Raw genomic sequence first — 26461 nt, 5'->3', positions numbered from 1 at the left:
ATATCCTCAATAAGTTAAAATGTACTGTATATATTTACAGTGAATTAAACTTATCGCAGTGAAACGAATACAACAATGCAACATATGTGTGTTGTGAATGTGTCAGCGATAACCGAGCGAAACGGCGGCTTCATGCCGGGTTTGTCCGCTTAAAAACGCCAAAACGCGCGTGAACAAAGGATCAGCATCGGGTAGATCTCGAGGCGGCCAAGCAGCATGGCGGCGCACATCAGCCATTTCGCCGCGTCGTTCAACGTGCCGAAGCCGGCGGCGGTTTCTCCATATCCCAGCCCCATATTGTTGATGCAGGCGGCGACGGTGGCGAAAGCGGTGACCAGATCATAGCCCATCAGATTCAGCAGCCAGATAAACAGGCAGGTGAACAACACGTAGAGGAAGAAAAAGCTCCAAACCGAGCGCAGCATCCGATCCTGGATCGGCGCATTGCCGACCTTGATGGTGTACAAGGCGTTAGGATGCACCAGTTGGTTGATCTCGAGCCGGCTTTGCTTGTACATGATCAGAAAACGCAGTGCTTTAATGCCGCCGCAGGTGGACCCGACGCAGCCGCCGAAAAAGCTCGCCGCCAGCAGCAGCATGATGGTGTGGGACGGAATTTTGGTGTAATCGGCGATGGCCAGACCGTTATCGGTCATCATCGAACTGGTGAGGAAAAAACCGTGCACGAAGGCGTCCTTGACCCCGTACATGCCCGAACGATACAGCTCGATGCACACGATAGCCACGACGATGGCCAGCACCAACAGGAAAAAGCGCAGCTCGGGGTTCCGGTACAGCGGTTTCAGGCTGCGGCGGCCGACGGCGACGAAATAGAGCGTGAAGTTCACCGCCGCCAGAACAGAGAAAATGCCGCCGACCATTTCCACCGCCGAACTGTCATAGTACCCCAGGCTTTCGTTGCGGGTGGAAAATCCGCCGAGCGAGACGGTAGAGATGCCGTGACACAAGGCATCGAACCACGGCATGCCCGCCAGGCGGAAGGCGACGGTGCAGGCCAGCCCCAGGCCAAGGTAGATCAGCCACAGGTTTTTCGAGGTGTCGGCCAGCCGCGGCGTCAGGCGCTCCTCTTTGAATGGGCCGGGCATTTCCGATTGATAAAGTTTGGCGCCGCCGATGCCCAGCAGCGGCAGCACGGCCACCGCCAACACGATAACCCCCAGACCGCCGATAAAATTGAGCTGCGAGCGATAGTAGAGGAATGATTTGGGGACGTTGGAGACGTCGTTCAGCACCGAAGCGCCGGTGGTGGTGATGCCGGAGACGCCCTCGAACATCGCGTCCACCAGGCGGACGTTCAGCGTGTCATCCAGCCACAGCGGCAGGGCGCTGATTGCGGAAAACAACAGCCAAAACATGACGATGATCAGGAAACCGTCCTGGGTGCGCAGCTGCACTTTCGACTGCCGGGTGCTGAACCAGCCCAATCCGCCTAGCGTGGCGGCGAGTACCAGGGTATAGAAAAACGAGAAGGCGCTTTTTTCTTTATACAGCAGGCCCATCAACAGGGGCGGGATCATTGAAAGGCTGTAAAGGAGGACTAAAAAGCTGCAAAGATGAATAACGACCAGGATTTGTTTGGTTTTGACCATGCTGTTGCTCGGAGTGCCCGCCGACGATGCGTCAATTTATTGAAGTGTATCAAGCATAAAGCAGGCGATATAAAAATAACGTAAAAATTCATATCGCCGAATAAGCATGGCGTGGAGGGGGAGAACGCTATTCCAGCAGATCGTTGACCGTGCGGCGCACATAGTGCGTCATTTGCGCCAGATCGTCCGGCGACACCGGGCCGCCGCCGGCGCGCACCACCTGCTGTTCGATCTGGGCGATCTCCTGCTCGACCTTGTTGGCGATCTGCACTTTGACTATCTTGTCTACCGAAGACAGCAGCACCTTCAATACCACTTTCAACGCGATGTTTTCGCAGAACGAGTCGTAATGATGAACCGGCGGCGGCGGGGCCGGAGCCGGCTCGGGCGCGCGCGGAGCCAGAGCTTTGAAGCTGTCTACATTTTCAATAATAAGATCCATGTCTCTTATTAGTTCATCAAAATCTTTAGACACTGACTTATTCCCTTCGCTGTGCGCAAAAAACAGAACGCCCGTCCTCAGGCTGAAAGCCGATGAGCGACGGGCAGAACGAATTCGGGCCTGGCCTTCAGACGCTGAATGGCCGGGGGAGGGGCATTCTAACCTTGCGGCGGGTCGGCAACAAGATGGGGCCGTGCGAATGCGCGGCCCTTTGAATCAAGGGTGCGGGAGGGCGCTTAACTTTTCAGCTTGGCGGTGATTTTCGCCACGTGCTCGCCCTGATAGCGGGCGATGGTCAGCTCTTCGTTGCTCGGCTGCCGCGAACCGTCGGCGCCGGCGATGGTGGTGGCGCCGTATGGGGTGCCACCGCGCACCTGCGAAACGTCAAACAGCTCCTGCGTCGCATAGCCGATCGGTACGATGATGAAGCCGTGGTGCGCCAGCGTGGTCCAGGTCGAACTGATGGTCTGTTCCTGGCCGCCGCCGGTGCCGGTGGAGGAGAAGACGCTGCCCACCTTGCCGTACAGCGCGCCGGACGCCCACAGGCCGCCGGTCTGATCGAGGAAGGTGCGCATCTGTCCGGCCATATTGCCGAAGCGGGTCGGCGTGCCGAAGATAATGCCGTCATAGTCCGCCAGCTCTTGCGGGGTGGCGACCGGCGCCTGCTGGTGCTGCTTGCCTCCGGCCTTGGCGAAGGCTTCCGGCGTCATGGTTTCCGGCACGCGTTTAATCGTCACGTCCACGTTATCGACCCGATTTGCCCCTTCGGCCACCGCCTGCGCCAGGCGTTCGATGTGGCCGTACATTGAGTAATAAAGCACCAACAGTTTCGTCATGTTCCGTACTCCCTCTCAGATGATTAACAAAAACCCCTGATAAGCATAGAAGCGAATGACGAACTTGGCGTCGCGGCGTTACTTGATGCCGGCGATCGCCAGCAGGGCGCCAAAGGCGATCAGCAGCCCGCCAAAGGTGCGATCGATGCCGCGGCGCAAACGCAAAAAGCGCGCATTGACCCCCGGCGCAGAAAATAGCAGCGCGACGGCGGCAAACCAGAAGATATGGACGGCGGCGATAAAAAGACCATAGCCAATTTGCACGCCGAGCGGGGTGTGCGGAGAAACCACCTGCATGAACAGGCTGACGACGAAGATGGTGGTTTTCGGATTCAGCGCATTGGTTAAAAAACCGGTTTTCAGCGCCGCGAAATCGCTGATGGCGGCCGGTGTCGTGGTGGGCGCGGCGTCATGATGCGCCGCGTTGCGCAGCAACGTAAAACCGAGATAGATCAGATAGGCGGCGCCGATGCCTTTAAGCAGGTTAAACAGCCAGGGCGACTGTTGAATCAACACGCCGACGCCAATCAGCGTATAGCTGACATGGATCAGCACGCCGGCGCCGATGCCGCAGGCGGTCAAGACGCCGGCGCGGCGCGAAAGCAATAGGCTGTTGCGCGAGACCATGGCGAAATCCGGCCCCGGGCTGATTACAGCGAGTAAAGTAATGGTGACGACAGCGATGAGTTCAGTCATAGTTATCCTTGCGATGTTTCTCGATAGAGTGACTGATTTATAAGAGTAATTTCCCTCGGTGACAAACGATGAATAGTGACGGTATCGGTGAGAAAAACTCACGCAAAACCCGCAGGCCGCTGCCGCTGGGCGGTCTGCGCTGTTTTGAAGCCGCCGCGCGGCTGGAAAGTTTCACGCAGGCGGCACAGGGGCTGAATTTGACGCATGGCGCGGTCAGCCGGGCGGTGCGGGCGCTGGAAGAGGAGCTGGGCGTGGCGCTGTTTGAGCGCCGCCATCGGCGGGTTCGGCTCACGGCGGCGGGGCGCAAGCTGTTTCAGGCGACGCAGCAGGCATTCGGCATTTTGGATGCTACGGCGCTGGAGCTGCGCCAGCAGGCGCTCAATGCGCCGTTGGTGTTGTCCTGTGAGCCGACCTTACTGATGCGCTGGCTGATCCCGCGCCTGCCGGCTTTTCAACAGGCGCACCCGGATATCAACTTACAGCTGGTGGCCGGCGGCGGGCCGTTTTCGTTCCATGACGGCATTACGGCGGCGATCAGGCGCAATGACTTTGATTGGGGAAAGCAGGTGCATAGCCTGGCGCTGTTTGATGAGAAAGTCGGGCCGGTGTGCCAACCCGAAGCGCTGACGAGGCTGACGGCCAGCGTGGACGGCAGGCAGAACCTGCGGCCCGACGCCAAATTGCTGCATGCCGCCACCCGGCCGGATGCCTGGCGGCACTGGGCGCAGCGGCAGAGGGTGACGTTGGCGGGGCATCCGGAGCAGCGTTTCGATCATTTCTATTTCAGCCTGCAGGCGGCGGTAGCCGGTCTTGGCATCGCTATCGGCCCGTGGCTGCAGGTGCGAGACGATCTGGCCGCCGGTTTGCTGAGCGCGCCGTTCGGTTTCACGCCCGACGGCAGCGGCTATTACCTGTTGTCGCCGCAGCCGATCGTGCCGGGCAGTGCGCTGGCCCGGCTGGCGGAGTGGCTGACGTTTACGGCAGGCGCCTGAGTTTTTGCGCCAGCCGCTGTTCCTGCCAGCGGCTGAAGACATTGCGCAGCAGCAAGGTACGCACCGCCCGCATGACCAGCGCGAGGCTCATGCCGCCGATCGCCCACAGCGACCAGAGGTACTGCGGGTGAGTCAACTCGTTGATGGCGAACAGCAGCGCGCCAATCACGGCGAAACGCACCGCCATGCTCAGCAGTTTGCCTTCTGCCGCGACCTGGCGACGAATGCGCTGCTCTTCATCTACCTCACTCGGCGTTTCCGCCTGCGGCGGTGAGGTGAGATCGCTGACCTGCACCCCCAGCGCGGCGGCGATCGCGGTCAAGGTTTCCAGGCTGGCCTGCTCGCCGTTTTCAATCCGCTGTACGGTGCGGGTGCTGAGACCGGCAATGGTCGCCAGCTGCTCCTGCGACCAGCCCTTTTCCAGACGTAATGGCCTGATGCGGTACTTTTGCATGATGCACTCCCGAGTTCACTGTCACTGTCACTGTCACTGTCACTGTCATCCAGTGTAGGGCGTGCGGGGTGACGGCGCCACGACAGCGGCACGACAGCGGCACGACATCCGCCGCCGGCGCAGGCTGGCGGGCAGTCAGAAGGCGACGTTGCGGATAAAGCGCAGGGGCAGGTCGCCGAGATTGGCGTAAGCGTAGCGTTGATCGCTGTTGAAGGTTTGCGCGGCGCCGGCGGAAAGGGTCAGCGTGCCTTGTTCCAGCTCCAGCGTCAGGGTGCCGGCAATCACATAGATCATCTCGCTCCAGCCTTCGGCGTCCGGCGCCGAGTCATAGCGCTCGCCCGGCATCAGCGTCCATTCCCACAGCTCGGCCCGTTGGCGCGCCGGCACGCTGGCGGCGAACAGCGCCTGGCTGCCGGACTGCGCGCCTTGCCAGGCCAGTTCCCCTACCAGATGGCTGCCGCGCGCTTCCGGCGCCTGGATCAGATCGGTAAAGGAAATCGCCAGGGCGGCGGCGATCTTGTCGAGCACTGCCAGGCTGACGTTGCGATCGCCGGCCTCGATGCCCGCCAGCATGCGGCGGCTGACGCCGGAAAGCTCGGCCAACGCCACTTGGCTCAGGCCCGCCTGTTGGCGGTAGCCGCGCAGATTGCTGCTCAGGTACTGCAGCACTTTCGGAGGATCGGTTTTCGCGTTATGCACCGTATTGCTCATCGCCGGACTTTATCTCATACTGGCAGGATCTGTGCATTATATTGCACTCAGCAGGAAGGGCAAGCCGGTGTCAGCAGCAAAAAAATCCTTTATTTCCGCCGTGGTTCCGCAAATCAGGTTGCCGGAAGCGGTGTTGATTTTCATCACCATGATCTGGGGCGGCACCTTTTTGGCGGTGCATCACGCGATGCAGGTCAGCGGGCCGTTCTTTTTCGTCGGTCTGCGTTTCGCCACCGCCACGCTGGCGCTGACGCTGTTTTCGCTGCGCGTGCTGCGCGGCCTGACGCTGTATGAACTGAAGGCGGGCGGGCTGATCGGGCTGGCGATCATGTTTGGCTACAGCATGCAAACCGTCGGCCTGCAGACCATCACCAGCAGCCAGTCGGCGTTCATCACCGCCATGTATGTGCCGATCGTACCGCTGTTGCAATGGCTGGTGCTGGGGCGATTCCCCGGCATCATGTCGTGGATCGGCATTCTGCTGGCCTTTACCGGGCTGATGCTGCTGGCAGCGCCGAGCAGCACCGACATGGCGCTGAGCCTCGGCGAAATTCTGACGCTGGCCGGCACCCTTGGCATGGCGGCGGAGATCATCCTGATCGGCGCCTTTGCCGGCAAGGTGAATATCCGCCGGGTGACCATCGTACAGCTGGCGACCGCCTCGCTGGCCTCATTCTTGATGATGGCGCCGACCGGTGAATCGCCGCCGCCGTATTCGGATTACCTGCTGTACAGCGCCATTGGGCTGGGGCTGGCCAGCGCGTTGATTCAACTGACCATGAACTGGGCGCAGCGCAGCGTTTCGCCGACGCGGGCCACGGTGATTTACGCCGGCGAACCGGTCTGGGCGGGCATCGTCGGGCGGTTGGCCGGTGAGCGTTTGCCGGGTGTGGCGTTATTGGGCGGCGCGTTGATCGTGATCGGGGTGGTGGTCAGCGAGCTGCGCGTGCGGCGCAAGGGGAAAGCGGCGGTGGCGACGGAAGCGGACTAGCGCCGAGACACAGAAAGAACAAAGGGGCGGCGATATCCGCCCCTTTTTACATCAAGCGGTTTTCTTCTTGCGCAGGAACACGTAAGACAGGCCGAGCACGATGAACCACAGCGGGGTGACGATCAGCGCCTGGCGGGTGTCTTCGCGCAGCGACAGCAGCACCAGCACGAACACGAAGAACGCCATGCACACCCAGCACATCAGTTTGCCGGCAGGCATTTTGTAGATCGATTTCTGGTGCAGCGCCGGGCGCTGTTTACGGTAGACCAGGTACGAACACAGGATGATAGTCCAGACGAACATGAACAGAATTGCCGACACGGTGGTCACCAGGGTGAAGACCGTCATCACGTTCGGGATCAGGTAAATCAGCACCACCCCGCCCAGCAGGCAGATGCAGGAGAAGGTGAGGCCGTTGGCCGGCACCGCGCGCTTGGATAGGTTGGCGAACGACTTCGGCGCGTCGCCTTCCTGCGCCAGCCCGAACAACATGCGGCTGGTAGAGAACACCCCGCTGTTGGCGGAGGAGGCGGCGGAGGTCAGCACCACGAAGTTGATTACGCTGGCCGCGGCCGGCAGGCCGATCAGCACGAACAGTTCAACGAACGGGCTCTTGTCAGGCACCACGGAGTTCCATGGTGTCACCGACATGATAACGATCAGGGCGAACACGTAGAACATGATGATGCGGATCGGAATCGAGTTGATGGCGCGCGGCAGCGACTTCTCAGGATCCTTGGTTTCCGCGGCGGTGGTGCCCACCAGCTCAATGCCGACGAAGGCGAATACGGCGATCTGGAAGCCGGCGAAGAAGCCGCTGATGCCTTTAGGGAACATGCCGCCGTCATTCCACAGATGGGTGAATGAGGCCACGGTACCGGTCGGCGACTGGAACTGCATGGCGATCATCACCAGCCCGGCGACGATCAGCCCGACGATGGCGACGATTTTGATCATCGCAAACCAAAACTCCATTTCGCCGAACATCTTCACCGTCGCCAGATTAAGGCCGAGCAGCAACAGCACGCACAGCAGTGAAGCGATCCACTGGGAGAGTCCCGGGAACCAGAACTGGGCGTAGGCGGTGATCGCCACGACGTCGGCGATGCCGGTCACCACCCAACAGAACCAGTAGGTCCAGCCGGTGAAGAAACCGGCCCACGGGCCGAGCAGGTCCGCGGCGAAATCGCTGAAGGATTTGTACTCCAGGTTGGACAGCAGCAGCTCGCCCATGGCGCGCATCACGAAGAACAGCATAAAGCCGATGATCATGTACACGAAGATGATCGAGGGGCCGGCCAGGCTGATGGTTTTACCGGAACCCATAAACAGGCCGGTGCCGATGGCGCCGCCGATGGCGATCAGTTGAATATGTCGGTTAGTGAGGTTTCGCCGTAGATGATCTTCTGAGGCGGGCGTCGCTTCAGTCGCTATTTTAGAGTGATCTACCATCTGATGATGTCCTGTTTTACCTGTCATTAGTGAAGTCGCGAGCTCTGAAGTGGCTCTTTTTTATACATTTATCCGGTTGGTCCGGCTTTAGTAAGGTAGTGCAATAACGCCACCTTTGTGCAACATGTTTACAACATTTATACGCGAGATAAAAGTCGATCAATCTTTACACGGAGGAGGCAAATCGGACGTTCAGGGAGCGGAAGATTACTCTTCAAAAGAGGGGATTAACAGACCTTATGCGGCTTATCTCGTTGATTAAACAAAGGGTTGTAAATTTCGCATGAGAAAAAGTAATGTGTGTAAGCGTTTGACAGCGCCTCCGACGAGGAGGACAATTCACCTCGTTGGGTCGTTAGCTCAGTCGGTAGAGCAGTTGACTCTTAATCAATTGGTCACAGGTTCGAACCCTGTACGACCCACCAACCAAATCAGCGTGTTACGCTCAGACTTTTCTTCGTTTCTTCCCGCATTGCGCCGTTTTAAGCGCGCATTCTGCAAAAAAATTCGCATTTTTCGACTGATGTTCAGAAAGGTGATCTGGCGCAAACTGCAATGTTGCACCGGACTTTATACGGCAAGGAAGGCTGTGCGCTGGCGCAACGTCGGCGTAGGGGCGGGCCATTTGCCCAAGAATCTTTCAGGTCAGGAAACGGGGAATAAATGCGCAGCCGACATCAAAAGCAGTGCCCAGACGGCGGCCGAGAGCGCGGCGGTGGCATAGACGCGCCGCGCCGGCAGTTGCAACATGCCGGCCATCAGCGGCACGGTGTAACGCATCACCGCCAGAAAACGCGAGGCGAACAGCAGCGGTAGCCCGCGTTGTTGCAAGGCGCTTTGCGCTTTACGCAGCGGAGCGTGAAAGCGCGCCGGCAGCCGGCGGCCAAGATCTTGGCGGCATAGCATCGTGCCGCAGTGGAACGACAGAATCGATCCCAACGCGGCGCCGAGGGCGATGGCCGCCCAAACCGCGCCGATGGGCAACGCATGCTTGCCCGCCACGATGCCCATCAGCAGCGTGACCGAGGCGGGTGGCAAGACGGAAGACACTACGATCACGGATTTACCCAGCGCAAACAGGAAAATCAGCAGCAGCAATATCTCCGGGTCCGGGCTGTACTTAGCGATAATGTGCGTCAATTCATCCATTTAACACCTGCGAGTGAGGAGGCTGAGTGTCAGTGTCACATTTGCAGGTTCAATAATGGCTAAATAACGCGCCGCTATCCGGCAATCTCTGCATCTGGTTTGCTCACGTCGGCACGCCGATGTTTGAGCGCCCATAATAGTGCGGCGCACAGCAGTGAAAAGGCGGCCAGCACCAGCGGCCCGGCATGCGGGCTGTTGAAGCGCTGTTCCGCCTCGGTGCGGATAAGCGGAGCTAAAAAGCTGAATGCGGCGCCGAGCGTGGTGCAAAAACCGATGCCGGCCGCCAGCGCCGGGCCGGTCAGCACCTGGGCGGGAAACGTCCAGAAAATCGGCTGTACCGCCAGGAAACTCACTGCGCAACAGCTCAGGGCGACGATAGCGAGCAAAGGGCCGGCATAGGAAGAGACCACCAAACCCAGCGCTGCCGCTACCATGCAGCCGACGGCGATCGGTAATCGTCTGGCGGTTTTTCTGTCGGCATAGCGCGGCAGGAAATAGACGCCCAGCGCGGAGAATGCCCAGGGAATGGCGGCCACCAGCGAGGCCTTGAAGCCAAGATGGGTGCCCATCAGCGAGGCGACCTGCGACGGCAGGAAAAACATCAGGCCGTATACGCCGATCTGCAGGGTGCCGTAGATCAACGCCAGATGCCAAACTTTGCCGCTGCTCATCGCCGCTTTGACGCTGCTGGTTTCGGTCTGCTGCTGTTCATCGGCCAATTGTGCCACCAGCGCTGTGCGTTCTTCCTCGTTCAGAAAGCGCGCCTGCCGTGGATTATCGTCGAGATAGAAAAAGGCGAAAACGCCGAGGACGACGGCCGGCAACCCTTCCAACACAAACATCCAGAACCAGCCGGGTTTACCCAATACGCCGTGCATCTCCAGCAATGCCCCCGACAGCGGTGAACCAAGCGTCAGCGCCGCCGGCACGCCGAGCACGAAAATGCCAATCACCGAGGCGCGAACCTTATTGGGAAAATAGATCGACGCCAGCAGCAGGATGCCGGGGTAAAAGCCGGCTTCGGCGATCCCCAGCAGAAACCGCAGGACGATAAATTGCTGTTCGTTGGTCACCAGCCCGGTGCAGGCCGATAACGCGCCCCACAGCGCGGTGGTGGCGCTAAGCCAGCGTTTGGCGCCCCAGCGATTCATCAACAGGTTGGCAGGGATGCCGAACAGCGCATAGGCGGCAAAGAATATCCCGGCGCCCAGGGCAAAGGCGGATTGCGACAGTGCGATATCGATGGCCATTGCGTCTTTGGCAAAACCGACGTTAACCCTGTCGATAAAGGCGATGAAATACATGGCGAACATCAATGGCACCAGTCTGCGCCAGGTTTTGCGGATGGCGGCATTGAGCGCAGGGGCGGCATAGGTGGCGTGATTCACTGGCGTTAACCTCTCTTCTGAGAATGACAAACGTCGGTCACAAGACCGTCTGGCGCCGTCGCCGATGACATCGGATTTTTTTCGTTCCTTTAAAGGTCTAAAGGACTAATGGTCAGGCCTTTAACGGCGAAAAAACGCCGCGCAGTGCGTCGGCATATCGCAGCAGACATCACCCTAGTGAATGGTGTGTTGCTTTTTTGTTAATCAAAAGTTCACACAGGGCTGTGGCGTGTTCAAGCGCTTTGATCGAGATCTGTGTGCGCTATCACCGAATTGAGAACTCGGTTAGAGGCCTGGAGAGCGTCGCTTTCTTCTCGAGAAGGAGAAAGATAAGGTGAAGCACGACAAAACGGAATGCAGGAGTGCGACATGCTTAAGGTCATTGCTGAAGATTTTATTCATCCGGAACACATTGAAACCGTCATGCCCTGGTATCGTGAGCTGGTGGAAAAAACCCGACAGGAGCCGCTGTGCATCAGTTATGACCTGTGCATCGATCAGCAGGATCCCGGGCATTTTATTTTTATCGAAAGCTGGCCGGACCGCGCCGCTCTGGATGTGCATTGCCAAACCGAGCATTTCACCCGGCTGGTGCCGCAGATCAATCAGCATCAGCGCAAGCCTTGCACCTTCCTGTTTATGCAGGTATTTCCGGGCCTAAACGACGGCTAGATGAAAAAAGCCCCGCAGGGGGGCGGGGCTAATGGCTTCTCAATGCATGTTGTAGTGGTTAATAAATAACCTTTCTGATCGCGTTATGCTTTGAGAATGCTCCTAAACACATTCGCACTATGAATGGTTGTGCGGCATGACCTCGCTGGCGGTTTTGATGGCGCGCAACATGCGGCGGCGTATCAACCCGCTGACCAGGCGAATGGTATACCAGTAGGGAGTAAACCGCCGCCGGCTGGCGTCGTCGGGGCAGAAGATGCGCGTTTCCGTCACCAGACGGCAACGGCCGTCCGGCAGCGGGCTCACGGCATAGCCCAGCGCCAGTTTGGCGACGCCGGGCTGTGCGAAGGCCAGAAATTCCGGCCCGTCAGCGACCTGTTTCAGGCCGTATTCGGCCTGCCAAAAGCGGCCGATCAGGCCATAGACCAACGCGCCTTCATCTTGCTCGAGCAGGCAAAAGTTATGCAGGCCAAACGGCGGCGGGCTGGGTTTATTGCGTGGCATCAGACGCGCGGGTAATTCGCGCAGCGCTATCATGCTGCGGAAAAAGCGATCGTGCTTGGGATCGTAAGCGGCCACGGCCGCCAGGACCCGGGCCTGCGGCGCGGCGATGGCGATCGCGTGCCGCTCCGAGAACTGGTATTGCCCAAGGTATTTATTCAGCAGCTTCATGTTTTGCAGCTTCCCGCCATTCGCTTTGCAGCAGAGCGAAACCGAATTCGTCGCCCCATGCGCCTTTGAAAAACACGTTTTGCCGCCAACAGGCTTCACGACGAAAACCCAGCTTGCTGAACAGCGCGGCGGCGCGAAGATTTCGCGCGTCCACCACGGCGGTAATGCGGTGCTTCGCCAGCGGCCCGAACAGCAGGGCGATGGCGGCGCTCAGCGCCTCGCGCGCCTGACCTTGCCGCTGATGAGCGGGATCGAAGGTCACGCCCAGCTCTGCCTGGCGTCCCTCATCGAAAAAATGCACTGCGACATCGCCCAGCAAGGTGCCGTCCTCGCGGCGTTCGACCGCCAGTTGAAACCAGCTGTCGTCGCGGTTGAAGGGGAGCTGCTGCTGCTGTTCGAAGAAGGCCTGGGCGTCCGCCGCGTTGTAGTCGCTCCAGCTCTGGTAGCGCGCCACGTCGGGATGATTGCGGTAAGCGGTAAAATGGGGCAGATCGTCGGCCGTGAACGGGCGCAGGATCAGCCTGGGGGTCAACAGAGGCAAATGGCGCATTGTTTTTCCTTATCAGCGCATTAGGGCAACGGGCAGTGTAGCTTAGCGTCGAGAGATGGGCTGCGTAAAATGAGCTGTGGAGGAGAGGCGGGACATGCCGACTCAGGCGAGCCGGCAAGGAGGATTAACGCCGGGCGGCCGCCTGGCGCAGGCGCTCGACCGGCGCTTGTTGAAAGTCGAACGATGGCGCTTCGCGCTGCGTCAGCCCCTGGCGCACGATGGCCTTGACGGCCAGGCTGGCGTCACGGTCTTTCCCGGCGATCTGCTCGGCGATGCGCAACGCTTCTTCCCGGGCCGAACTTGCGCTGATGCGGGAAATGGCGCCGTGTGACAACGCTTCCTGTGCGCTGACGGTTCTGCCGGTCAGCAGCCAATCCAGCGCCACGTAGGGCGAAACTCGCGTCGGCAAGCGGGCGCATCCTCCCTGGGCGGCGACTAACCCAAGCCCGGTCTCGGGAAAGCTGAAGCGCGCATCGCACCCGGCGACGATCAGATCGCACGCCAGCGCCAGCTCAAAGCCGCCGCCGTAGGCGATACCGTCAACGGCGGCGATGATCACCTTGCCGATCTGCGCATGGATCAACCCGCCAAATCCCTCCGGCGTGACGATGGGCAGTTCGCCCTGACGAAAGGCGTTAACATCCATGCCGGCGGAAAATACCGTCGGTTGACCGGCCAGGACGATAGCGCGCACCGAGTCGTCGCTGTCCGCCTGGCGCAGGTAGGTGCGGATCAGTTCGGCCATCTGCAGGTTGATGGCGTTCTTTTTTTCCGGCCGATTGAGGGTGATGACCGCAACCTGCGCGCCGTGGCGCTCATAAAGCACCGGCGGTGATTCACTCATCGATGGCCTCTCCCCGGAAAAAGAACAGCGTCAGCAGCAGGGCGATGGCGCCGAGCGGCAGCGAAAACAGCGGCAGATAATAGGCCGGCAGCGCGTAGAGCGTCAGGCCGCCCAGCATGCCGCCCGCCGCGATGCCGGCGTACAGCACCGAGCTGTTGAGCGACACGGTCAAGGCGCCAAAGCGTTTCGACAGCGATAACAAGTGGTGCTGGATCGGCACCAGATACATCCAGCCGGTGATACCCCAGACCAGAAAGATGACCAGCACCCACCAGGGCGAGGTGACATAAAAGGCCAGCAGAAACAGGGACAGCGTCTGGATCGCCACGGAAAACAGCAGCACGAATTTGCTGCCGAGGGCGTCGGTCAGCGCGCCGGAGGCAAAATTGCCGATCACCGCGCCAATGCCGAATACCAGCAGCGCGAGGGGCAGGATCGCCTCCGGGCCGAACTGGGTGTTTTTCAATAATACGCTGACGTAGCTGTAGACGATGTGCTCCGAGCAAACGGCAAAGAAGGTGATCAGCAGCGTGGTCAGCACCGCCTTTTGCCGCAGCGGGGCGAGCCGCTCTTTCAGCGAATGCTTGCCCGGCGGCGCAATGGCGCGCAGCGCCAGCGAAAGACCGAGCAGCGCAATCACTCCCAGCAGGGCGATGAACAGGAAGATTTCGCGCCAGCCGATCAGTTTGGCGAGAAAGGTGCCGAACGGGATGCCGAGCGCGATGGCTAGCGTCATGCCGCCATAAACGATGGAAATGGCCAGGCCGCGGCGTTTTTCCGTCACCAACCCCACCGCGGCGGCGGCGGCCTGCGGCGTATAGCAGGCCGCGCCCAATGCCGCCAACACTCTGCCTAACGAGATCTGCAGGTAGCTGGTGGCCCAGGCGCAGGCCAGATTGCCGGCGATGAACAGCACCAGCGCCAACTGCAGAATATGCTTGCGGTTGACGTTGCCCAGCAGCCAGGCGGTCAGCGGCGCGAACAGCATATAAGCCAGCGCGAATACCGATATCAACTGCCCCGCTTGCGCGGGGCTGACGGCAAAGGTTTCGGAAATGTCGCTGAGCACGCCGGCGACGATAAAGGCGTCGGTGCCGATGGCGAAGGTGCCGGTCGCCATCAAACAGAGCGTGACCAGATGGCCGTTATAATCCGCTAACTTCATCCCGCCCTCCGCAGGTCGTTCGCCGCCCAAACCCGTCCCAGCGCCGCCAGAAACGTTTCCACGTCGGCATGGGAGTGCGCCGAGGTCGGCGTCACCCGCAGCCGCTCGCTGCCGGCGGGCACCGTCGGGGCATTGACCGGCTGCACGTAGATATCATGTTCGTCGAGCAGCACCTGACTGATGTGCTTGTTGCGGTGCGGATCGCCGACCAACAGCGGCAGGATATGACTATCGGCCGATACCAGCGGGATGCCGGCGGCGCGCAGGCCGGTTTTCAGGTGATCGACGATCGCCAGCAGGTGCTTGCGCTGGGTGTCATGCTCGAGGTTGTATTTGAAACTGGCCAACGCCGCAGCGACCACCGGCGCCGGTGACGAGGTGCTGAACACGAATGCCGGCGCCCAGCTGCGCACCGCCTCCACCACCGAGCGGGGCGCGGCGATATAACCGCCCGCTGCGCCGTAAGACTTGCCGAATCCGCCCTGAATAATGGTGATTTTATCCAATAGGCCCAGCTGTTCGGCGTAGCCCAATCCCCTTTCGCCGTACACGCCGGCGGAGTGGATCTCGTCGAGATAGGTCAGCGCCTGGTACTGTTCCGCCAACGCCACGATCTGCGCCAGGGGAGCAAAGTCACCGTCCATGGAATACAGCGACTCGAAGGCGATCAGCTTTGGCCGCGCCGGGTCGGCGGCCTGCAGCAGTTCGGCGAGGTGCGCCACGTCGTTGTGGCGGAAGATTTTTTTCTCCGCTTTGCTGTAGCGGATGCCATAAATCATCGAGGCGTGATTCAGCTCGTCGGAGAACACGATCAGATCGGGAATGGCGTCGCACAGGGTGGACAAGGTGGCGTCGTTGGCGCCGAAACCGGTGGTGAACAGCAGCGCCGACTCTTTGCCGTAGGCGCTGGCCAGCAGCGTTTCCAGCTCGCTGTGATAAACCGAGGTGCCGGAAATGCTGCGGGCGCCGCAGGTGCCCAGCCCGACGCGGTTAACCGCGTCGGTGGTGGCCAGCAGCACCTTGGGATGGTGGCTCATTGCCAGATAGTCGTTTGAGCACCAGACGTTGAGACGACGCTCGCCTTGTTGCCCGTGACGGGTAGCCCAGGGTTTGTCCTGCACGCCGCGCTCAAGATTGAGGAACTCGCGAAAGCGCCCCTGTCTTTTGGTTTCTGCCAGCTTTTCTTCAAGAATGTTCAGTACGCTCATAGCATATTCCTTGTGTTAAACGGCTTTAAGGCTTAATGACAGACCCTGACCGACGCCGACGCACATCGTCACCAATGCATTGCCGGCCTGCCGATCGCGTAATTCCAGCGCCGCCGACAGCACCAGACGCGCGCCGGACATCCCCAGCGGATGGCCGAGTGCGATGGCGCCGCCGTTCGGGTTGACGCGTGCGTCGTTGGCGTCGATGCGCCAGTGTTTCAGCGCCGCCAGCACCTGTGAGGCGAACGCTTCGTTAATCTCGATGATGTCGAAGTCGTGCAACGTGAATCCGCCGCGCTGCAGCAAACGCTCGGTGGAGGCGATCGGCCCCAGCCCCATCAGCGCCGGTGCAACGCCGGCGGCCGCGCTGTCGCCGATCTCCGCCAGCGGTTGCCACCCCTGGCGTTTCACGTAGCGGCCGGAGGCCAGCAGCAGTGCGGCGGCGCCGTCGTTGATGCCGGAAGCGTTGCCGGCAGTGACCGAGCCGCCGGCGGAGAACGCCGGTTTCAATGCCTGCAGCTGTTGCAGCGTGCTGAGGCGGGGGAATTCATCCTGCGCGAACAGGCGGGTGGTTTTACGATCGGCCGGCACTTCCACCGGCGTGATCTCCCGCGCCAACCGGCCGCTGTCGATCGCCCAGCGGGCCTTTTGCTGCGAGGCCAGTGCGAACAGATCCTGTTCCTCGCGTGAGATATGCTGTTGTTGGGCCACGTTTTCCGCCGTGATGCCCAGCGGATCGCTGCCGTAGCGTTCCGCCAGACGCGGGTTAACGAAGCGCCATCCCAGCGTGGTGTCGTACAGCTTTACCCCCTTATCGAACGGCGTTTCGCTTTTGCTCAGCACATAGGGCGCGCGGCTCATGCTTTCCACGCCGCCGGCCAGGATCAGTTCGCTGAGGCCGCTGCGAATTTTCGCCGCGGCGTAAATCACCGCATCCAATCCGGAGGCGCAAAGGCGGTTGAGGGTAATGGCCGGCACCGACTGATCCACCCCGGAAAGCAGCGTCGCCATGCGGGCGACGTTGCGATTGTCTTCACCGGCCTGGTTGGCGCAGCCCAGCACCACTTCGTCCAGACTCGCCTCTGCCGCCGGATGGCGCTGCAGCAGGCTGCGAATGATGGTCGCCGCCATATCGTCGGGGCGGGTCTGCGCCAGGCTGCCGCCATAGGCGCCGATCGCCGTGCGCGTGCCGTCGATCAGATACACACCGTCATCTTTAATGCTCATCGTTGATCCTTAAGGCGTGGTGGTCAGCGCCGGTTGGGCGGCGTGCAGAAGGGTGTAATGCGGCGCATAGCGGGCCGCGTGCAGCAGCTGCGCCAGGTTGCTCAGCGTCGTCCTGACGTTTTTCTCCCCCAGGCGAGTGAGCCAGCCGAAAATGCCGTCGGCGTAGTTCACGCCGGCGACGGCGGCGACATCGATGTCTTCCCGGCTGCAGACGCCGCTTTCCACCATGATCACCGACTCGTTGATCAGGCTGCTGAGGACGCGGGCGACGATCAGCGCCGGGGAGTCCTTGATAAATTCAACCTGCGGAAGCGCGGTGTGCAGCAGGCGTAAAAACAACGCCTTATTAGCCGCAGAGGCGTGGCGGCTGTGCGCCGCCACCAGATACGCCGTGTCGGCGTAGTTCAGGGCGACATCGACCACAAAGGCGTCCGCCGCCGTCTGCTCGGCCAACTGATTTGCCGTGCGGCCATCGGTGACGCTGACGGTGAAAGCATCATTGACCTGAATGGCCGCTCCCAGGCCCGACAAGGCCGGCCGCTGTTCTACGCGCAACTGCGGCCATTGCAGTGCGGCTCGCTGTTGCAGCAGGGTAAACAAAGGGTGTTCGCCGTAAATGCGCAGCGTCTCGACATCCGCCTCGACGGCGGCCTCAACCGGCGGGGCGGTTTCTTCGGCGGAAAAATAGGAGCGACCGTTCTTTTTCCCCAGCAGCCCGGCATCGACCAGCGAACGCTGCAGATGGCCGGGGGTATAGCGCGGGTCGTACTGCATGTCCTGCCAAATTTGCCGGCTGACCTGATAGTTGATGTCCTGGCCGATAAAATCGGTCAGCTCGAGCGGCCCCATGCGAAAGTGTCCGCCGGCCTTGAGGGCGCGGTCGATCTGCGGCGCGCGCGCCACGTGCTCTTCCAACAGGCGAAAGCCTTCCAGGTAGTAGGGGCGGGCCATACGGTTGACGATGAACCCCGGCGTAGCCTGGCAGACGACATCGCGTTTCCCCAATGCCGCCACCAGTTGGCGGCAAGTTTCAGTGGTGGCTTGGGCGGTAAAGTAGGCCGGAATGATTTCAATCAGCTTCATTAGCGGTGCGGGGTTGAAAAAGTGCAAACCGATAAAGCGTTCGCTGTGGGTCACCGCCGTTGCCAGCTTATTGAGCGACAATGAGGACGTATTGGTGGCGATCAGCGTGTCGGGTTTGACCGCCGCAGCGATGGCGGCCAGCACCTCGAGTTTGGCTTGCTCTTGCTCGGCGATAGTTTCGAGCACCAAATCGCTGTCGACGATAGCTTCAAACACCGATGAGAACTGCAGATTGGCCAGCACCGCGTCTTTATCCTGCGGCGCGAGCCTGCCCTGTTCGACCTTTTTGTCCAGGTCTTGCACGATATATTCACGAGCCTGAATGAGGGTATTGCCGTTGCGATTATAAAGCACCGTACGAATGCCTTTTTGCGCGAAAAGATAAGCGATGCCTCTGCCCATCGTTCCCGCGCCGATAATCGCAGCCGATTGAATTGCCGCATTACGTTCTGCCATAGAAAATCCCCGTCACTGTATGCCATGCGAAATTCGCAAATGCTTATTATCTCTTTGGATTTACGGCGGCACCGGGTGCCTGTGAGGAAAGTAATTGGCGGTGTGTTGGCTGTCTAACGGTAGAAATGACAGGTTTACGCGCTGGAGGGTTTATGCTATTCGCGTAGTTTTCCCGTGTAGCGTAATAAAAAGGCGTATTCTGAGGCCAATAAACGGGAGAATAGCTTTTTTCGTTATAGCCTTGGTATTTTTTATTATATGAAACGGCTACTGACGCCAGGCGGCGATATCCTATAGTGAGTCTGACCTATCGATAAATCGGCATCGCTATCTGGAGAACTCGCGTTATGGATACCCGCACTCAACGGCTCATGGCGGAGGTGATTGGCAGCTTAACCGATCGCGAACGTTTTCTGACGCAGCTGGGGCCCTGCGCCGAGGCGTTGGGGTTTGATTACTTCTCCTACATCGTTTTTTCCTGCTACCCGGCCAGCCGGCCCAAAATGCTGATCGAGGGGAATATCCCTGCGAGCTATCTCGAGGAATATCGGCGGCAGCGGGCCTATTTGCAGGATCCGGTCATCGAGCGCGCCCACCATTCCACGCTGCAGTTTCAGTGGGACGAAAGCTTTTATCACCAGTGGCCGGCGATGTGGCGGCGTATGGCGCAGTTTGGCCTGTGTACCGGTTGGTCGCAGTCGGTCAAGGATTGCTATGGTCGCCTCGGGATCCTGACTTTTGCCGGCAAGACGCTGCCGCAGCAAACGCCGCAAGCGCGCGCGGCCAACGAAACGTTTTTCCTTTGGCTGGCGCAAACCGCCCACAAAACGCTGCGTGAAGCGTTGATATCGGTGAACGACGAAGCGATAAAAGATGTGCTGACGCTGCGCGAGAAAGATATCTTGCGTTGGTGCAGCGAAGGGAAAACGGCGGAAGAGATCGCGTTGCTGATGGGGGTGAGCGAACGCACGATCAACTTCCATATCGGCAACTCGATTAAAAAGCTTTCTGTCGCCAATAAGACCGCGGCCACCGCCAAAGCGGTTTATTTACAGCTGATTTAACGGTGAGAAATAAATAATTAATCGCCTATCAGTTAGCGGCGCGGTGTTTATATTTTGTTAAATTAAACATTGTCCTTGTCAGTATTTACCCCCGATCACAAAAGTGCGACAAAGCGGTTCACCGCGCTGGTGTGCGGCAGTATTCTGTAGGCACCCGCTTTACATAGAAAGGATGTGATATGTATAAGACTATTTTGGTGCCGATAGATATCGAAGAAGATCTGTTGACTGAACATGCGCTGAAGCATGTGGAATATTTGGCGAAGATGTCCGGCGCTAAAGTGCATTTCTTCCATGCATTGCCGGATGCTTCGGCCTTTGTTACCGCCTATTCATTTGGCCTCAAGGAGTTTGAGAATCAGGCGGAAGTGAAGGCGGTGGACAAGCTGAAGAAAATCATGTCGGAGATCGATCTGCCGTTGGATCGCCTCAACTACACCGTCAGCTTCGGTTCGGCGCGCGATCAAGCGCTGGAACTGGCGGAAGAGATCGACGCCGATCTGATCATTATCGGTTCGCGTCGCCCGAGCGTGAAAACCTATCTGCTGGGCTCCAACGCCGCCGCTATCGTGCGCCATGCCAACATCTCGGTGATGGTAGTGAGATAACCCCCCTCAAGCCCGCCGTTTTCAGGCGCGTTCTGCGGTTGCAGAGCGCGCTTTGTGTTTTTTTGCCATCTCAGCCTGAACTGCTACGATTTTAGCTGACGTTTTATCGGTGTAATCCGGTCTGCCGGCCTTACACGTTTTCATCTCAGCCAGACCAGAAGAGGGACAGCCATGCCATTAGAGGCCAACGGGATCATTAAGGGCGATCGAGGTGCCGAACCGGGCAAGTGGCAGCATACGCCCACTACGCCGTCAGTGACATTAACCTGGCACCACACCATTCCCTGGAATTGCCTGCGCGCGGTATGGAATGGTTTAGTGGCGGGAGAGCATTGGGAGGCGCTGGCAGAGTTTATGCAGTTGATCAGCGTGCCAAATTACGCGGGCGTGCTTCAGCAGATTAAAGATAAAAATGTGCATGACCGCGATGGGCTGCACACGCTGGTGACCTGGCAAGGATGGAATATTGTTGAAGGGCCGGGCAGCGAATATCGCCAGCAAGGGGATGATCCCGGGGAGAAGTATGAGCATTGGTCCGGCAAAGGGATGAGCGGCAACCAACTTTCGACGCTGCAACAGGTTAACGTGCTCAATCTTTGCATGGCGCCGTTCGCCGCCTGCGCGCTGGATCCGGCCACCAATGCGCCGGAGATCAAGCGGGCAGAGGCGGAGCACCTGCGGCGAGTGATTAAGCAGGTCAGGCCCACGTTGAAAGGCAAAGCCCCGATGCTGTGGAAAGAGAGCATGTGGCATAACGTGCAGCAGGGCAAGGTGGATAAAAAGAATGTCGGCAAATGGGCGACAAAACCGATCTGGCGTCGGCGTTTGCATACCGATTTAGTCCAGACCGGTTGATTAAGGCGGGCCCGCGATGACGCTTATCGCGAGCCCAGAGCGGCGCTTATTGGCATAGTGCCGCTATTTCATCGAACAGCGTTGCGGGAATCGCTACCCCCGACTGCTCGCTCTGTCTGCGACGCTGATAGCGCCGTTCGCCGGGGATGCGTGCGCCTTGCGCCTGCATCTCGGCAAACATTGTTTCCGCCGCGGCGAAATACGTCTCCTTATCCGCACCGAGAAAACGTTCGGGATCCAATGCGATGATCAACTCACCGCCGTAAGGCGACGAACCGGTGCCGCCGTCATAAGCCAGCGATTCTTTGCTGGTCATATCGCCGATCAGCGGGCCGGCCAGCAGTTCCACCATCGCCGCCAGCGCCGAGCCTTTATGTCCGCCGAAGGTCAGCATTGCGCCCTCCAACACGCTGGCGGCGTCGGTGGAGGGGTTGCCCGCTTTATCAATGCCCCAGCCTTCGGGTAACGGGGTGCCGGCGCGGCGATGCAGCTCGATTTCGCCGCGCGCCGCCGCGCTGGTGGCCATGTCGAACAGAAACGGCGGCCGCTGCGAGCGCGGCCAGCCGAAGGCGATAGGGTTGGTGCCGAATAGCGGGCGCGAGCCGCCGGCCGGCGTCACCCAGGCGTGGCTGGGCGTGCAGGCCAGGGCCACCAACCCCTGTTCGGTCAGCGGTTCGATGTCGGCCCACAGCGCAGAGAAATGCACGCAGCGATTGATCGCCAGGGCGGCAATGCCGTTGGCGCGTACCTTATCGATAAAGGCCGGCAGCGCGGTGCGGTAAGCCAACAGCGAAAAGGCGCCGCCGGCGTCGACCCGCAAGATGGCCGGCGCCTGGTCGACCAACCTGGGCTGGGCATCGGCGGAGACTTTGCCCGCCTGCAGTGAGCGCACGCAGCCCAACAGCCGATACAGCCCGTGCGAAGCGCAGCCGTCGCGTTCGCCTTGCGTGACATTTTGCGCTACCGCTTCGGCGTGCGCCTGATTGAAGCCGTTGCTGCGCAGCGCGCGCAATGCCAGTTGATAAGCCTGTTCCAGCGACAGAACGTGCATGGCTGTCATCTTGATCTCCTCCCTGGGGTCATTCTTCTTCATCGCCGATAAAATTGGCCTGGGGTAAACAGGTATAGGCGCCCCAGTAGTAAATCGCCAGCGCGATCGCCGCCATGGTGAGGGTGTCCCACGGGTGGGCAATGGCGCCGATGCCGCCGAAGCTGCTGAGATAGGAAAGCGTGATCACCAGCGCATAGAAGACGATCAGCCACAGCGAGGACCAGATTTGTTGCCTGAGACTAACGGCGTGGGTCGGCACCTGATTCTTGAACAGGATGTAGATGAAGAACATCAGGATCTGCAAACCGAGCAGCCAGGAAACGGTATCCCAGCCGGACCAGAAAACGATCAGCGCCGAAATGATAAATGACAGCGGGCCGAGTACGCAGAAACCGCGCACCCTGAACGGACGCGGCATATCGGGCGCATTGCGCCGCAGCCCGGCGGCGGTGACCGGCGCGATGGCGTAGCTCAGCACCAGCGCGGCGGACACCACGCCGATCAGTTTTTCCCACGACGGGAACGGCAGCGTCCAGAATACCGAGAGGGCGAAGGTCAGCCACAGCGCCGGGCGCGGGATGCCGGACTCGCCATCCACCCGGGTGAATAGCTTGAAGAAGGTGCCGGCGCGTGCCCAACCGTAGATCACGCGAGGCGTGGCGTTCATGTAGATGTTGCCGGTGCCGCTCGGCGAAACGATCGCGTCGCTGACCACCAAAAACGCCAGCCATCCCATGCCCAACGTGATGGCGATATCGCGGAACGGCAGGGAGAACTGTTGGCTGATGCCGGCCCAGCCGCCGCTCAGCATCTCGCTGGGGATACTGCCGAGAAAGGCTATCTGCAGCAGCACATAGATGATGGTGGACAACACGACCGACAGGATCAGCGCGATGGGGATGGTGCGCTGCGGTTTTTGCACCTCGCTGGCGACCGAGATGATCGGCGTCAGACCGAGGTAGGCGAAGATGATGCCGCCGGCGGAAATGGCGGCTTCAACCCCGGCGGAGCCGAAGGGGGCAAAGCCCTGGCTGTGCAGGTTTTCCGGTTTGAAGAAGCCGAACAGCACCACGATCACCAACAGCGGCACCAGAAACTTCAGCACGCTGATCAGGTTATTGGATTTGGCGAAGGTTTTGACGCTGTAGTAGTTGAGCGCGAAGAAAAAGCACAGCAGCGCCAGCTGCACCAGCCAGCCGATCGGCGTCGGGTCGCCGGAACCCGGCTGGCTGAGGAACGGAAACCAGGCGGCGGCGTACTGTCGGGCGGCGACGACTTCGATGGCAATGAGGCTGGAGAAGGCGATCAACGTAATAAACCCCAGCAGATAACCCATCAACTCGCCGTGCGAGAACACCGGATAGCGAATGATGCCGCCGGCGCGCGGCAGGGCTGCGCCGAGCTCGCAGTAGACGATGCCGAGCAGCAACACCGCCAGGCCGCCGATCAGCCAGGAATAGATGCCGGCAGGGCCGGCGATGGAGGAGACATGGCTGGCGGCGAACAGCCAGCCGGAGCCGAAGATGGCGCCCAGACCGATGAACGTCAGATCGGTGAGCGTAAGCTGCTTCTTGAATTTGCCTTGGGTTGTCATGGTGTGACCCTTTTGTTATTGGCAGATGCGGCCGGGCTGGTGTTGGGCAGGTGAAACTATGGGATCTCGGGTATAAACGCCGTTCACCAGCCGCAGCAGGTTGAGCGGGTTAGCGTCCTGCAGCGGCGGCGGCAACAGCGCCGCGGGGGTGTTTTGCAGACAGATCGGCCGCAGAAAACGCTCGATGGCCAACGTGCCTACCGAGGTGCCGCGCGCGTCGCTGGTCGCCGGGTAAGGGCCGCCGTGCACCATGGCGTCGCACACCTCTACCCCGGTCGGGTAGCCGTTGAACAGCACCCGACCGGCTTTGCGCGTCAGCAATGTCGTCAGCCCGGCTGCCATGTCGAGATCGCCGTCATCCGCCAGCAGCGTGGCGGTTAACTGGCCTTGCAAGGCCGCCAGCGTCGCATGCAGCTGCGCTTCGTTATCCACCGCCACCAGAATGCTGACCGGGCCGAATACCTCCTGTTGCAGCAGCGGGTCGGCCTGCAGCAGCAACGCGCCCTCGGCCCGATACAGCTGCGCCGCTGCCCGATGAGGAGGCGTTTCGCTTCGGCCCGCCAGACGCCGCATGCCCGGGTGCGCATCGAGGGCCGCCAGCCCGTGGCGGTAGTGCTCCAGCGTGCCGGCATTCAGCATTGGCTGCGGTTCGGCGGCGTTGACCAGGGCACTCATCGTTTCGATCAACTGTTCGAAGGCGGCGCCGCGCAGCGCGACGATCACGCCGGGCTTGGTGCAGAACTGACCGCAGCCGAGTGTGAAGGAAGAGACCAGTTCCTGCGCGATGCGTTGGCCGCGCCGCGCCAGCGCCTGCGGCAGGATAACCACCGGGTTGATGCTCGACATTTCGGCGAAGACCGGGATCGGCTGAGGGCGTTGCATGGCCAGATCGAACAACGCCCGACCGCCTTGCAACGAGCCGGTGAATCCCACCGCCTGAATCGCCGGATGCTGTACCAGGCCGGCCCCCACGCGGTTGCCGAAGATCATGTTGAAGACGCCGGCGGGCATGCCCGTGCGTTGCCGCGCGCGCTCGATCGCCTGAGCGGTCAGCTCAGCGGTGATCATATGGCCGCTGTGCGCCTTGAACACGACCGGGCAACCGGCGGCGAGCGCGGCGGCGGTGTCGCCGCCCGCGGTGGAAAAGGCCAGCGGGAAGTTGCTGGCGCCGAACACCGCCACCGGACCGAGTGCCGTGCGATATTGGCGCAGGTCGGGACGCGGCAGGGGGGAGCGCTGCGGCAATGCGCAGTCGATGCGCACACCTTCGACGTCGCCGCGCCGTAGCAGCGTGGCGAACAGCCGCATCTGGCCGCTGGTTCTGGCGCGCTCGCCGCTCAACCGCGCCGGCGGCAGGGCGGTCTCCTGCGTGGCGAAGGCGAAGAAGGCCTCATCCAAGGCATCCAGCTCCTCGGCGATGGCGTCGAGAAAGTTCGCGCGCCGCTCGGCGCTGAGTTGCGAATAAGGCGCAAAGGCTGCTGAGGCGGCTTCGGCGGCGGCAGCGATTTCCTCCGCCGTAGCCTGATGGAAACGGTAGCCGGTCGGCTGACCGTCTTCGGCGCGCAGGCTCAGCAGCACCGCTTCTTCCGCCGCGCGGCGCTGGCCGCCGATAAAGTGTTGGCCGCTGATGGCGGCGTAGCGATCGTTGGGCATCGGTACCCCCGGTAGAAAAAGAGTGACGCCCGACATGGCCGGGCGGTGAAGGCGTTACAGACCGACGTTCGGCAGCGCGGGGCGGGTGGCCAGCGCTTTATCGATCACGGCGTTGATTTCGGTGAGCGTTTCACCCTGCAGCGCCAGGCGCGGTGGGCGAGTGACGGCGCTGCCGCGGCCGACCCGCTGTTCACACAGCTTGATGCACTGCACCAGATCGGGGCGGGCATCGAGATGCAGCAGCGGCATGAACCAGCTGTACAGCGCCAACGCCTCCTCATAGCGTTTTTCCTTCGCCAGACGGAACAGGGTTTCCCCTTCGCGCGGGAAGGCGTTGGACATGCCTGAGATCCAGCCTTGTGCGCCAACGGCGATGCTCTCCAGCACCACGTCGTCCAACCCGGCGAACAGCACGAAGCGATCGCCGACTGCGTTGCGCAGATCGATAAAGCGGCGTGTGTCGCCGGACGAGTCTTTGAAACACACGATGTTCTCGCAGTCGACCAGCGAGGTCAGGATGTCGGGCGTGACGTCGTTCTTGTAAATCGGCGGGTTGTTGTAGACCATGATCGGCAGATCGGTCGCGCCGGCGACGCTGCGGAAGTGCGCGGCGGTTTCGTGCGGCTTGGCGGAATAGACCAGCGCCGGCATTACCATAATGCCGTCGACGCCGGCCTTTTGCGCTTCGCGCGCCATGTTCTGCGCGAAGGCGGTGGTGAACTCGGCGATGCCGGCGATCACCGGCACTTTGCCGTCGGCGGCGTCTCTGGCCACTTCGATCACCGCCAGCTTTTCCTGCACCGTCATCGAGGTGTTTTCACCGACGGTGCCGCATACCACCAGGCCGGAGACGCCGTCGCGCACCAGGTTTTTGATCACCGTATGGGTAGCGTCGAGATCCAGAGTGAAATCGTTGCGAAACTGGGTCGTCACCGCCGGGAATACGCCGCTCCAGCTTAGGGTTTTATGGCTCATGGTGTTTGTCCTGTCGTTCGAAAGTGTTAATGAAAAGTGAACCGTTGGTGAAACTCACCGACA

Annotated in this window: 26 protein-coding genes and 1 tRNA gene; 7 read left to right on the top strand and 20 right to left on the bottom strand. The window is 60.5% G+C overall.

Annotated features, from left to right (window positions below; genetic code table 11):
* Positions 1 to 149: 149 nt before the first annotated feature.
* The 4 genes from ACRAWE_RS11000 to ACRAWE_RS10985 form a co-directional block, all read right to left on the bottom strand.
* Positions 150 to 1610: a TrkH family potassium uptake protein gene (locus tag ACRAWE_RS11000; RefSeq protein WP_025160337.1), complete on the bottom strand. Its 1461-nt coding sequence runs from the start codon at positions 1608 to 1610 to the stop codon at positions 150 to 152.
* 127 nt (positions 1611 to 1737) lie between these two features.
* Positions 1738 to 2052, bottom strand: a complete 315-nt coding sequence (locus tag ACRAWE_RS10995; RefSeq protein WP_016928271.1) for a hypothetical protein — start codon at positions 2050 to 2052, stop codon at positions 1738 to 1740.
* A gap of 236 nt (positions 2053 to 2288) precedes the next feature.
* On the bottom strand, positions 2289 to 2888 hold the full coding sequence (wrbA, locus tag ACRAWE_RS10990; RefSeq protein WP_004928045.1) for an NAD(P)H:quinone oxidoreductase: 600 nt from the start codon (positions 2886 to 2888) through the stop codon (positions 2289 to 2291).
* A 78-nt stretch (positions 2889 to 2966) separates the two neighbouring features.
* Positions 2967 to 3584 (bottom strand): LysE family translocator, encoded by a 618-nt coding sequence (locus ACRAWE_RS10985; protein WP_004928041.1) that lies wholly within the window; start codon positions 3582 to 3584, stop codon positions 2967 to 2969.
* Between the two features lie 68 nt (positions 3585 to 3652).
* On the opposite strand from ACRAWE_RS10985, the gene ACRAWE_RS10980 reads away from it, so the two are divergent.
* On the top strand, positions 3653 to 4576 hold the full coding sequence (locus ACRAWE_RS10980; RefSeq protein WP_432525343.1) for a LysR family transcriptional regulator: 924 nt from the start codon (positions 3653 to 3655) through the stop codon (positions 4574 to 4576).
* Here ACRAWE_RS10980 and ACRAWE_RS10975 read toward each other — a convergent pair.
* Together ACRAWE_RS10975 and ACRAWE_RS10970 are read right to left on the bottom strand one after the other, a co-directional pair.
* A complete protein-coding gene (locus ACRAWE_RS10975; RefSeq protein ID WP_432525342.1) occupies positions 4560 to 5030 on the bottom strand; it encodes a helix-turn-helix domain-containing protein in 471 nt (156 codons plus the stop codon). The genes ACRAWE_RS10980 and ACRAWE_RS10975 overlap by 17 nt on opposite strands.
* 135 nt (positions 5031 to 5165) lie before the next feature.
* Positions 5166 to 5741 carry a helix-turn-helix domain-containing protein gene (locus tag ACRAWE_RS10970; RefSeq protein WP_211130289.1) on the bottom strand — a complete coding sequence of 192 codons (576 nt, stop codon included), beginning with the start codon at positions 5739 to 5741 and terminating at the stop codon, positions 5166 to 5168.
* Between the two features lie 67 nt (positions 5742 to 5808).
* On the opposite strand from ACRAWE_RS10970, the gene ACRAWE_RS10965 reads away from it, so the two are divergent.
* Positions 5809 to 6732, top strand: coding sequence for a DMT family transporter (locus ACRAWE_RS10965; protein WP_211130290.1), 924 nt, complete (start codon positions 5809 to 5811; stop codon positions 6730 to 6732).
* 51 nt (positions 6733 to 6783) lie between these two features.
* On the opposite strand, the gene cycA is transcribed toward ACRAWE_RS10965, so the two are convergent.
* A complete protein-coding gene (cycA, locus tag ACRAWE_RS10960; protein ID WP_019456240.1) occupies positions 6784 to 8184 on the bottom strand; it encodes a D-serine/D-alanine/glycine transporter in 1401 nt (466 codons plus the stop codon).
* A gap of 349 nt (positions 8185 to 8533) precedes the next feature.
* Between cycA and ACRAWE_RS10955 the strand changes: the two genes are divergently transcribed.
* Positions 8534 to 8609 (top strand) — tRNA-Lys (locus tag ACRAWE_RS10955).
* A 220-nt stretch (positions 8610 to 8829) separates the two neighbouring features.
* On the opposite strand, the gene ACRAWE_RS10950 is transcribed toward ACRAWE_RS10955, so the two are convergent.
* Positions 8830 to 9333 carry a DedA family protein gene (locus ACRAWE_RS10950; RefSeq protein ID WP_019456239.1) on the bottom strand — a complete coding sequence of 168 codons (504 nt, stop codon included), beginning with the start codon at positions 9331 to 9333 and terminating at the stop codon, positions 8830 to 8832.
* 74 nt (positions 9334 to 9407) lie between these two features.
* Complete coding sequence (locus ACRAWE_RS10945) at positions 9408 to 10721, bottom strand: MFS transporter (RefSeq protein WP_019456238.1); 1314 nt, start codon at positions 10719 to 10721, stop codon at positions 9408 to 9410.
* Positions 10722 to 11090: 369 nt separating this feature from the next.
* Here ACRAWE_RS10945 and ACRAWE_RS10940 point away from each other — a divergent pair, with 369 nt between their 5' ends.
* A complete protein-coding gene (locus ACRAWE_RS10940) occupies positions 11091 to 11393 on the top strand; it encodes a putative quinol monooxygenase (protein ID WP_198635433.1) in 303 nt (100 codons plus the stop codon).
* Between the two features lie 117 nt (positions 11394 to 11510).
* Here the strand turns inward: ACRAWE_RS10940 and ACRAWE_RS10935 are convergent, their stop codons facing one another.
* From ACRAWE_RS10935 to ACRAWE_RS10905, 7 genes are all read right to left on the bottom strand, one after another.
* A complete protein-coding gene (locus ACRAWE_RS10935; protein WP_074054557.1) occupies positions 11511 to 12065 on the bottom strand; it encodes a hypothetical protein in 555 nt (184 codons plus the stop codon).
* Entirely contained in the window at positions 12049 to 12615 is a 567-nt protein-coding gene (locus ACRAWE_RS10930) for a GNAT family N-acetyltransferase (RefSeq protein WP_063919165.1), read from the bottom strand. The genes ACRAWE_RS10935 and ACRAWE_RS10930 overlap by 17 nt, the downstream gene beginning before the upstream one ends.
* 124 nt (positions 12616 to 12739) lie before the next feature.
* Complete coding sequence (locus tag ACRAWE_RS10925; protein ID WP_063919166.1) at positions 12740 to 13459, bottom strand: enoyl-CoA hydratase/isomerase family protein; 720 nt, start codon at positions 13457 to 13459, stop codon at positions 12740 to 12742.
* Positions 13452 to 14624 carry an MFS transporter gene (locus ACRAWE_RS10920; RefSeq protein WP_432525341.1) on the bottom strand — a complete coding sequence of 391 codons (1173 nt, stop codon included), beginning with the start codon at positions 14622 to 14624 and terminating at the stop codon, positions 13452 to 13454. The genes ACRAWE_RS10925 and ACRAWE_RS10920 overlap by 8 nt, the downstream gene beginning before the upstream one ends.
* Positions 14621 to 15832 carry a 5-aminolevulinate synthase gene (hemA, locus tag ACRAWE_RS10915; RefSeq protein WP_432525340.1) on the bottom strand — a complete coding sequence of 404 codons (1212 nt, stop codon included), beginning with the start codon at positions 15830 to 15832 and terminating at the stop codon, positions 14621 to 14623. Before hemA ends, ACRAWE_RS10920 begins: the two co-directional genes overlap by 4 nt.
* Before the next feature lie 15 nt (positions 15833 to 15847).
* On the bottom strand, positions 15848 to 17059 hold the full coding sequence (locus tag ACRAWE_RS10910; protein WP_432525339.1) for an acetyl-CoA C-acyltransferase: 1212 nt from the start codon (positions 17057 to 17059) through the stop codon (positions 15848 to 15850).
* Positions 17060 to 17068: 9 nt separating this feature from the next.
* A complete protein-coding gene (locus ACRAWE_RS10905) occupies positions 17069 to 18598 on the bottom strand; it encodes a 3-hydroxyacyl-CoA dehydrogenase NAD-binding domain-containing protein (protein WP_432525338.1) in 1530 nt (509 codons plus the stop codon).
* A 347-nt stretch (positions 18599 to 18945) separates the two neighbouring features.
* Between ACRAWE_RS10905 and ACRAWE_RS10900 the strand changes: the two genes are divergently transcribed.
* The 3 genes from ACRAWE_RS10900 to ACRAWE_RS10890 all read left to right on the top strand — a co-directional run bounded on the left by ACRAWE_RS10900 (position 18946) and on the right by ACRAWE_RS10890 (position 21125).
* Positions 18946 to 19662: a LuxR family transcriptional regulator gene (locus tag ACRAWE_RS10900; RefSeq protein ID WP_025160334.1), complete on the top strand. Its 717-nt coding sequence runs from the start codon at positions 18946 to 18948 to the stop codon at positions 19660 to 19662.
* Positions 19663 to 19841: 179 nt separating this feature from the next.
* Positions 19842 to 20270, top strand: a complete 429-nt coding sequence (locus tag ACRAWE_RS10895) for a universal stress protein (protein ID WP_019456450.1) — start codon at positions 19842 to 19844, stop codon at positions 20268 to 20270.
* A gap of 171 nt (positions 20271 to 20441) precedes the next feature.
* Positions 20442 to 21125 (top strand): hypothetical protein, encoded by a 684-nt coding sequence (locus tag ACRAWE_RS10890; protein ID WP_043129445.1) that lies wholly within the window; start codon positions 20442 to 20444, stop codon positions 21123 to 21125.
* 46 nt (positions 21126 to 21171) lie between these two features.
* Here ACRAWE_RS10890 and ACRAWE_RS10885 read toward each other — a convergent pair whose 3' ends face one another.
* Genes ACRAWE_RS10885 through ACRAWE_RS10870 form a run of 4 tightly spaced genes read right to left on the bottom strand, consistent with a single transcriptional unit; the run spans position 21172 to position 26398 of the window.
* Positions 21172 to 22185 (bottom strand): Ldh family oxidoreductase, encoded by a 1014-nt coding sequence (locus tag ACRAWE_RS10885; RefSeq protein WP_432525337.1) that lies wholly within the window; start codon positions 22183 to 22185, stop codon positions 21172 to 21174.
* Positions 22186 to 22204: 19 nt separating this feature from the next.
* Complete coding sequence (locus ACRAWE_RS10880) at positions 22205 to 23770, bottom strand: APC family permease (protein WP_432525336.1); 1566 nt, start codon at positions 23768 to 23770, stop codon at positions 22205 to 22207.
* A gap of 15 nt (positions 23771 to 23785) precedes the next feature.
* Complete coding sequence (locus tag ACRAWE_RS10875; protein ID WP_063919172.1) at positions 23786 to 25423, bottom strand: aldehyde dehydrogenase (NADP(+)); 1638 nt, start codon at positions 25421 to 25423, stop codon at positions 23786 to 23788.
* Positions 25424 to 25477: 54 nt separating this feature from the next.
* Positions 25478 to 26398, bottom strand: coding sequence for a dihydrodipicolinate synthase family protein (locus ACRAWE_RS10870; RefSeq protein ID WP_019456455.1), 921 nt, complete (start codon positions 26396 to 26398; stop codon positions 25478 to 25480).
* Positions 26399 to 26461: the final 63 nt, after the last annotated feature.

Origin of the sequence: Serratia sp. BFP-2025 (genome assembly GCF_050880365.1) — a bacterium.
In the GTDB taxonomy this organism is placed as follows: Bacteria; Pseudomonadota; Gammaproteobacteria; order Enterobacterales; family Enterobacteriaceae; genus Serratia; species Serratia surfactantfaciens.
Note: the sequence above shows the minus strand (reverse complement) of the source record. Positions and strands in the feature narration are given on the sequence as shown.

Bases quoted from the DNA above. Each gene is read 5' to 3' on its own strand.
- ACRAWE_RS10920 (WP_432525341.1), bottom strand. From the start codon at position 14,624: ATGAAGTTAGCGGATTATAACGGCCATCTGGTCACGCTCTGTTTGATG.
- ACRAWE_RS10900 (WP_025160334.1), top strand. From the start codon at position 18,946: ATGGATACCCGCACTCAACGGCTCATGGCGGAGGTGATTGGCAGCTTA.
- ACRAWE_RS10985 (WP_004928041.1), bottom strand. From the start codon at position 3,584: ATGACTGAACTCATCGCTGTCGTCACCATTACTTTACTCGCTGTAATC.
- ACRAWE_RS10995 (WP_016928271.1), bottom strand. From the start codon at position 2,052: ATGGATCTTATTATTGAAAATGTAGACAGCTTCAAAGCTCTGGCTCCG.
- cycA (WP_019456240.1), bottom strand. From the start codon at position 8,184: ATGGTAGATCACTCTAAAATAGCGACTGAAGCGACGCCCGCCTCAGAA.
- ACRAWE_RS10935 (WP_074054557.1), bottom strand. From the start codon at position 12,065: ATGAAGCTGCTGAATAAATACCTTGGGCAATACCAGTTCTCGGAGCGG.
- ACRAWE_RS10880 (WP_432525336.1), bottom strand. From the start codon at position 23,770: ATGACAACCCAAGGCAAATTCAAGAAGCAGCTTACGCTCACCGATCTG.
- ACRAWE_RS10895 (WP_019456450.1), top strand. From the start codon at position 19,842: ATGTATAAGACTATTTTGGTGCCGATAGATATCGAAGAAGATCTGTTG.
- ACRAWE_RS10940 (WP_198635433.1), top strand. From the start codon at position 11,091: ATGCTTAAGGTCATTGCTGAAGATTTTATTCATCCGGAACACATTGAA.
- ACRAWE_RS10905 (WP_432525338.1), bottom strand. From the start codon at position 18,598: ATGGCAGAACGTAATGCGGCAATTCAATCGGCTGCGATTATCGGCGCG.
- ACRAWE_RS10930 (WP_063919165.1), bottom strand. From the start codon at position 12,615: ATGCGCCATTTGCCTCTGTTGACCCCCAGGCTGATCCTGCGCCCGTTC.
- ACRAWE_RS10950 (WP_019456239.1), bottom strand. From the start codon at position 9,333: ATGGATGAATTGACGCACATTATCGCTAAGTACAGCCCGGACCCGGAG.
- hemA (WP_432525340.1), bottom strand. From the start codon at position 15,832: ATGAGCGTACTGAACATTCTTGAAGAAAAGCTGGCAGAAACCAAAAGA.
- ACRAWE_RS11000 (WP_025160337.1), bottom strand. From the start codon at position 1,610: ATGGTCAAAACCAAACAAATCCTGGTCGTTATTCATCTTTGCAGCTTT.
- ACRAWE_RS10910 (WP_432525339.1), bottom strand. From the start codon at position 17,059: ATGAGCATTAAAGATGACGGTGTGTATCTGATCGACGGCACGCGCACG.
- wrbA (WP_004928045.1), bottom strand. From the start codon at position 2,888: ATGACGAAACTGTTGGTGCTTTATTACTCAATGTACGGCCACATCGAA.
- ACRAWE_RS10870 (WP_019456455.1), bottom strand. From the start codon at position 26,398: ATGAGCCATAAAACCCTAAGCTGGAGCGGCGTATTCCCGGCGGTGACG.
- ACRAWE_RS10970 (WP_211130289.1), bottom strand. From the start codon at position 5,741: ATGAGCAATACGGTGCATAACGCGAAAACCGATCCTCCGAAAGTGCTG.
- ACRAWE_RS10975 (WP_432525342.1), bottom strand. From the start codon at position 5,030: ATGCAAAAGTACCGCATCAGGCCATTACGTCTGGAAAAGGGCTGGTCG.
- ACRAWE_RS10925 (WP_063919166.1), bottom strand. From the start codon at position 13,459: ATGAGTGAATCACCGCCGGTGCTTTATGAGCGCCACGGCGCGCAGGTT.
- ACRAWE_RS10885 (WP_432525337.1), bottom strand. From the start codon at position 22,185: ATGACAGCCATGCACGTTCTGTCGCTGGAACAGGCTTATCAACTGGCA.
- ACRAWE_RS10890 (WP_043129445.1), top strand. From the start codon at position 20,442: ATGCCATTAGAGGCCAACGGGATCATTAAGGGCGATCGAGGTGCCGAA.
- ACRAWE_RS10875 (WP_063919172.1), bottom strand. From the start codon at position 25,423: ATGCCCAACGATCGCTACGCCGCCATCAGCGGCCAACACTTTATCGGC.
- ACRAWE_RS10980 (WP_432525343.1), top strand. From the start codon at position 3,653: ATGAATAGTGACGGTATCGGTGAGAAAAACTCACGCAAAACCCGCAGG.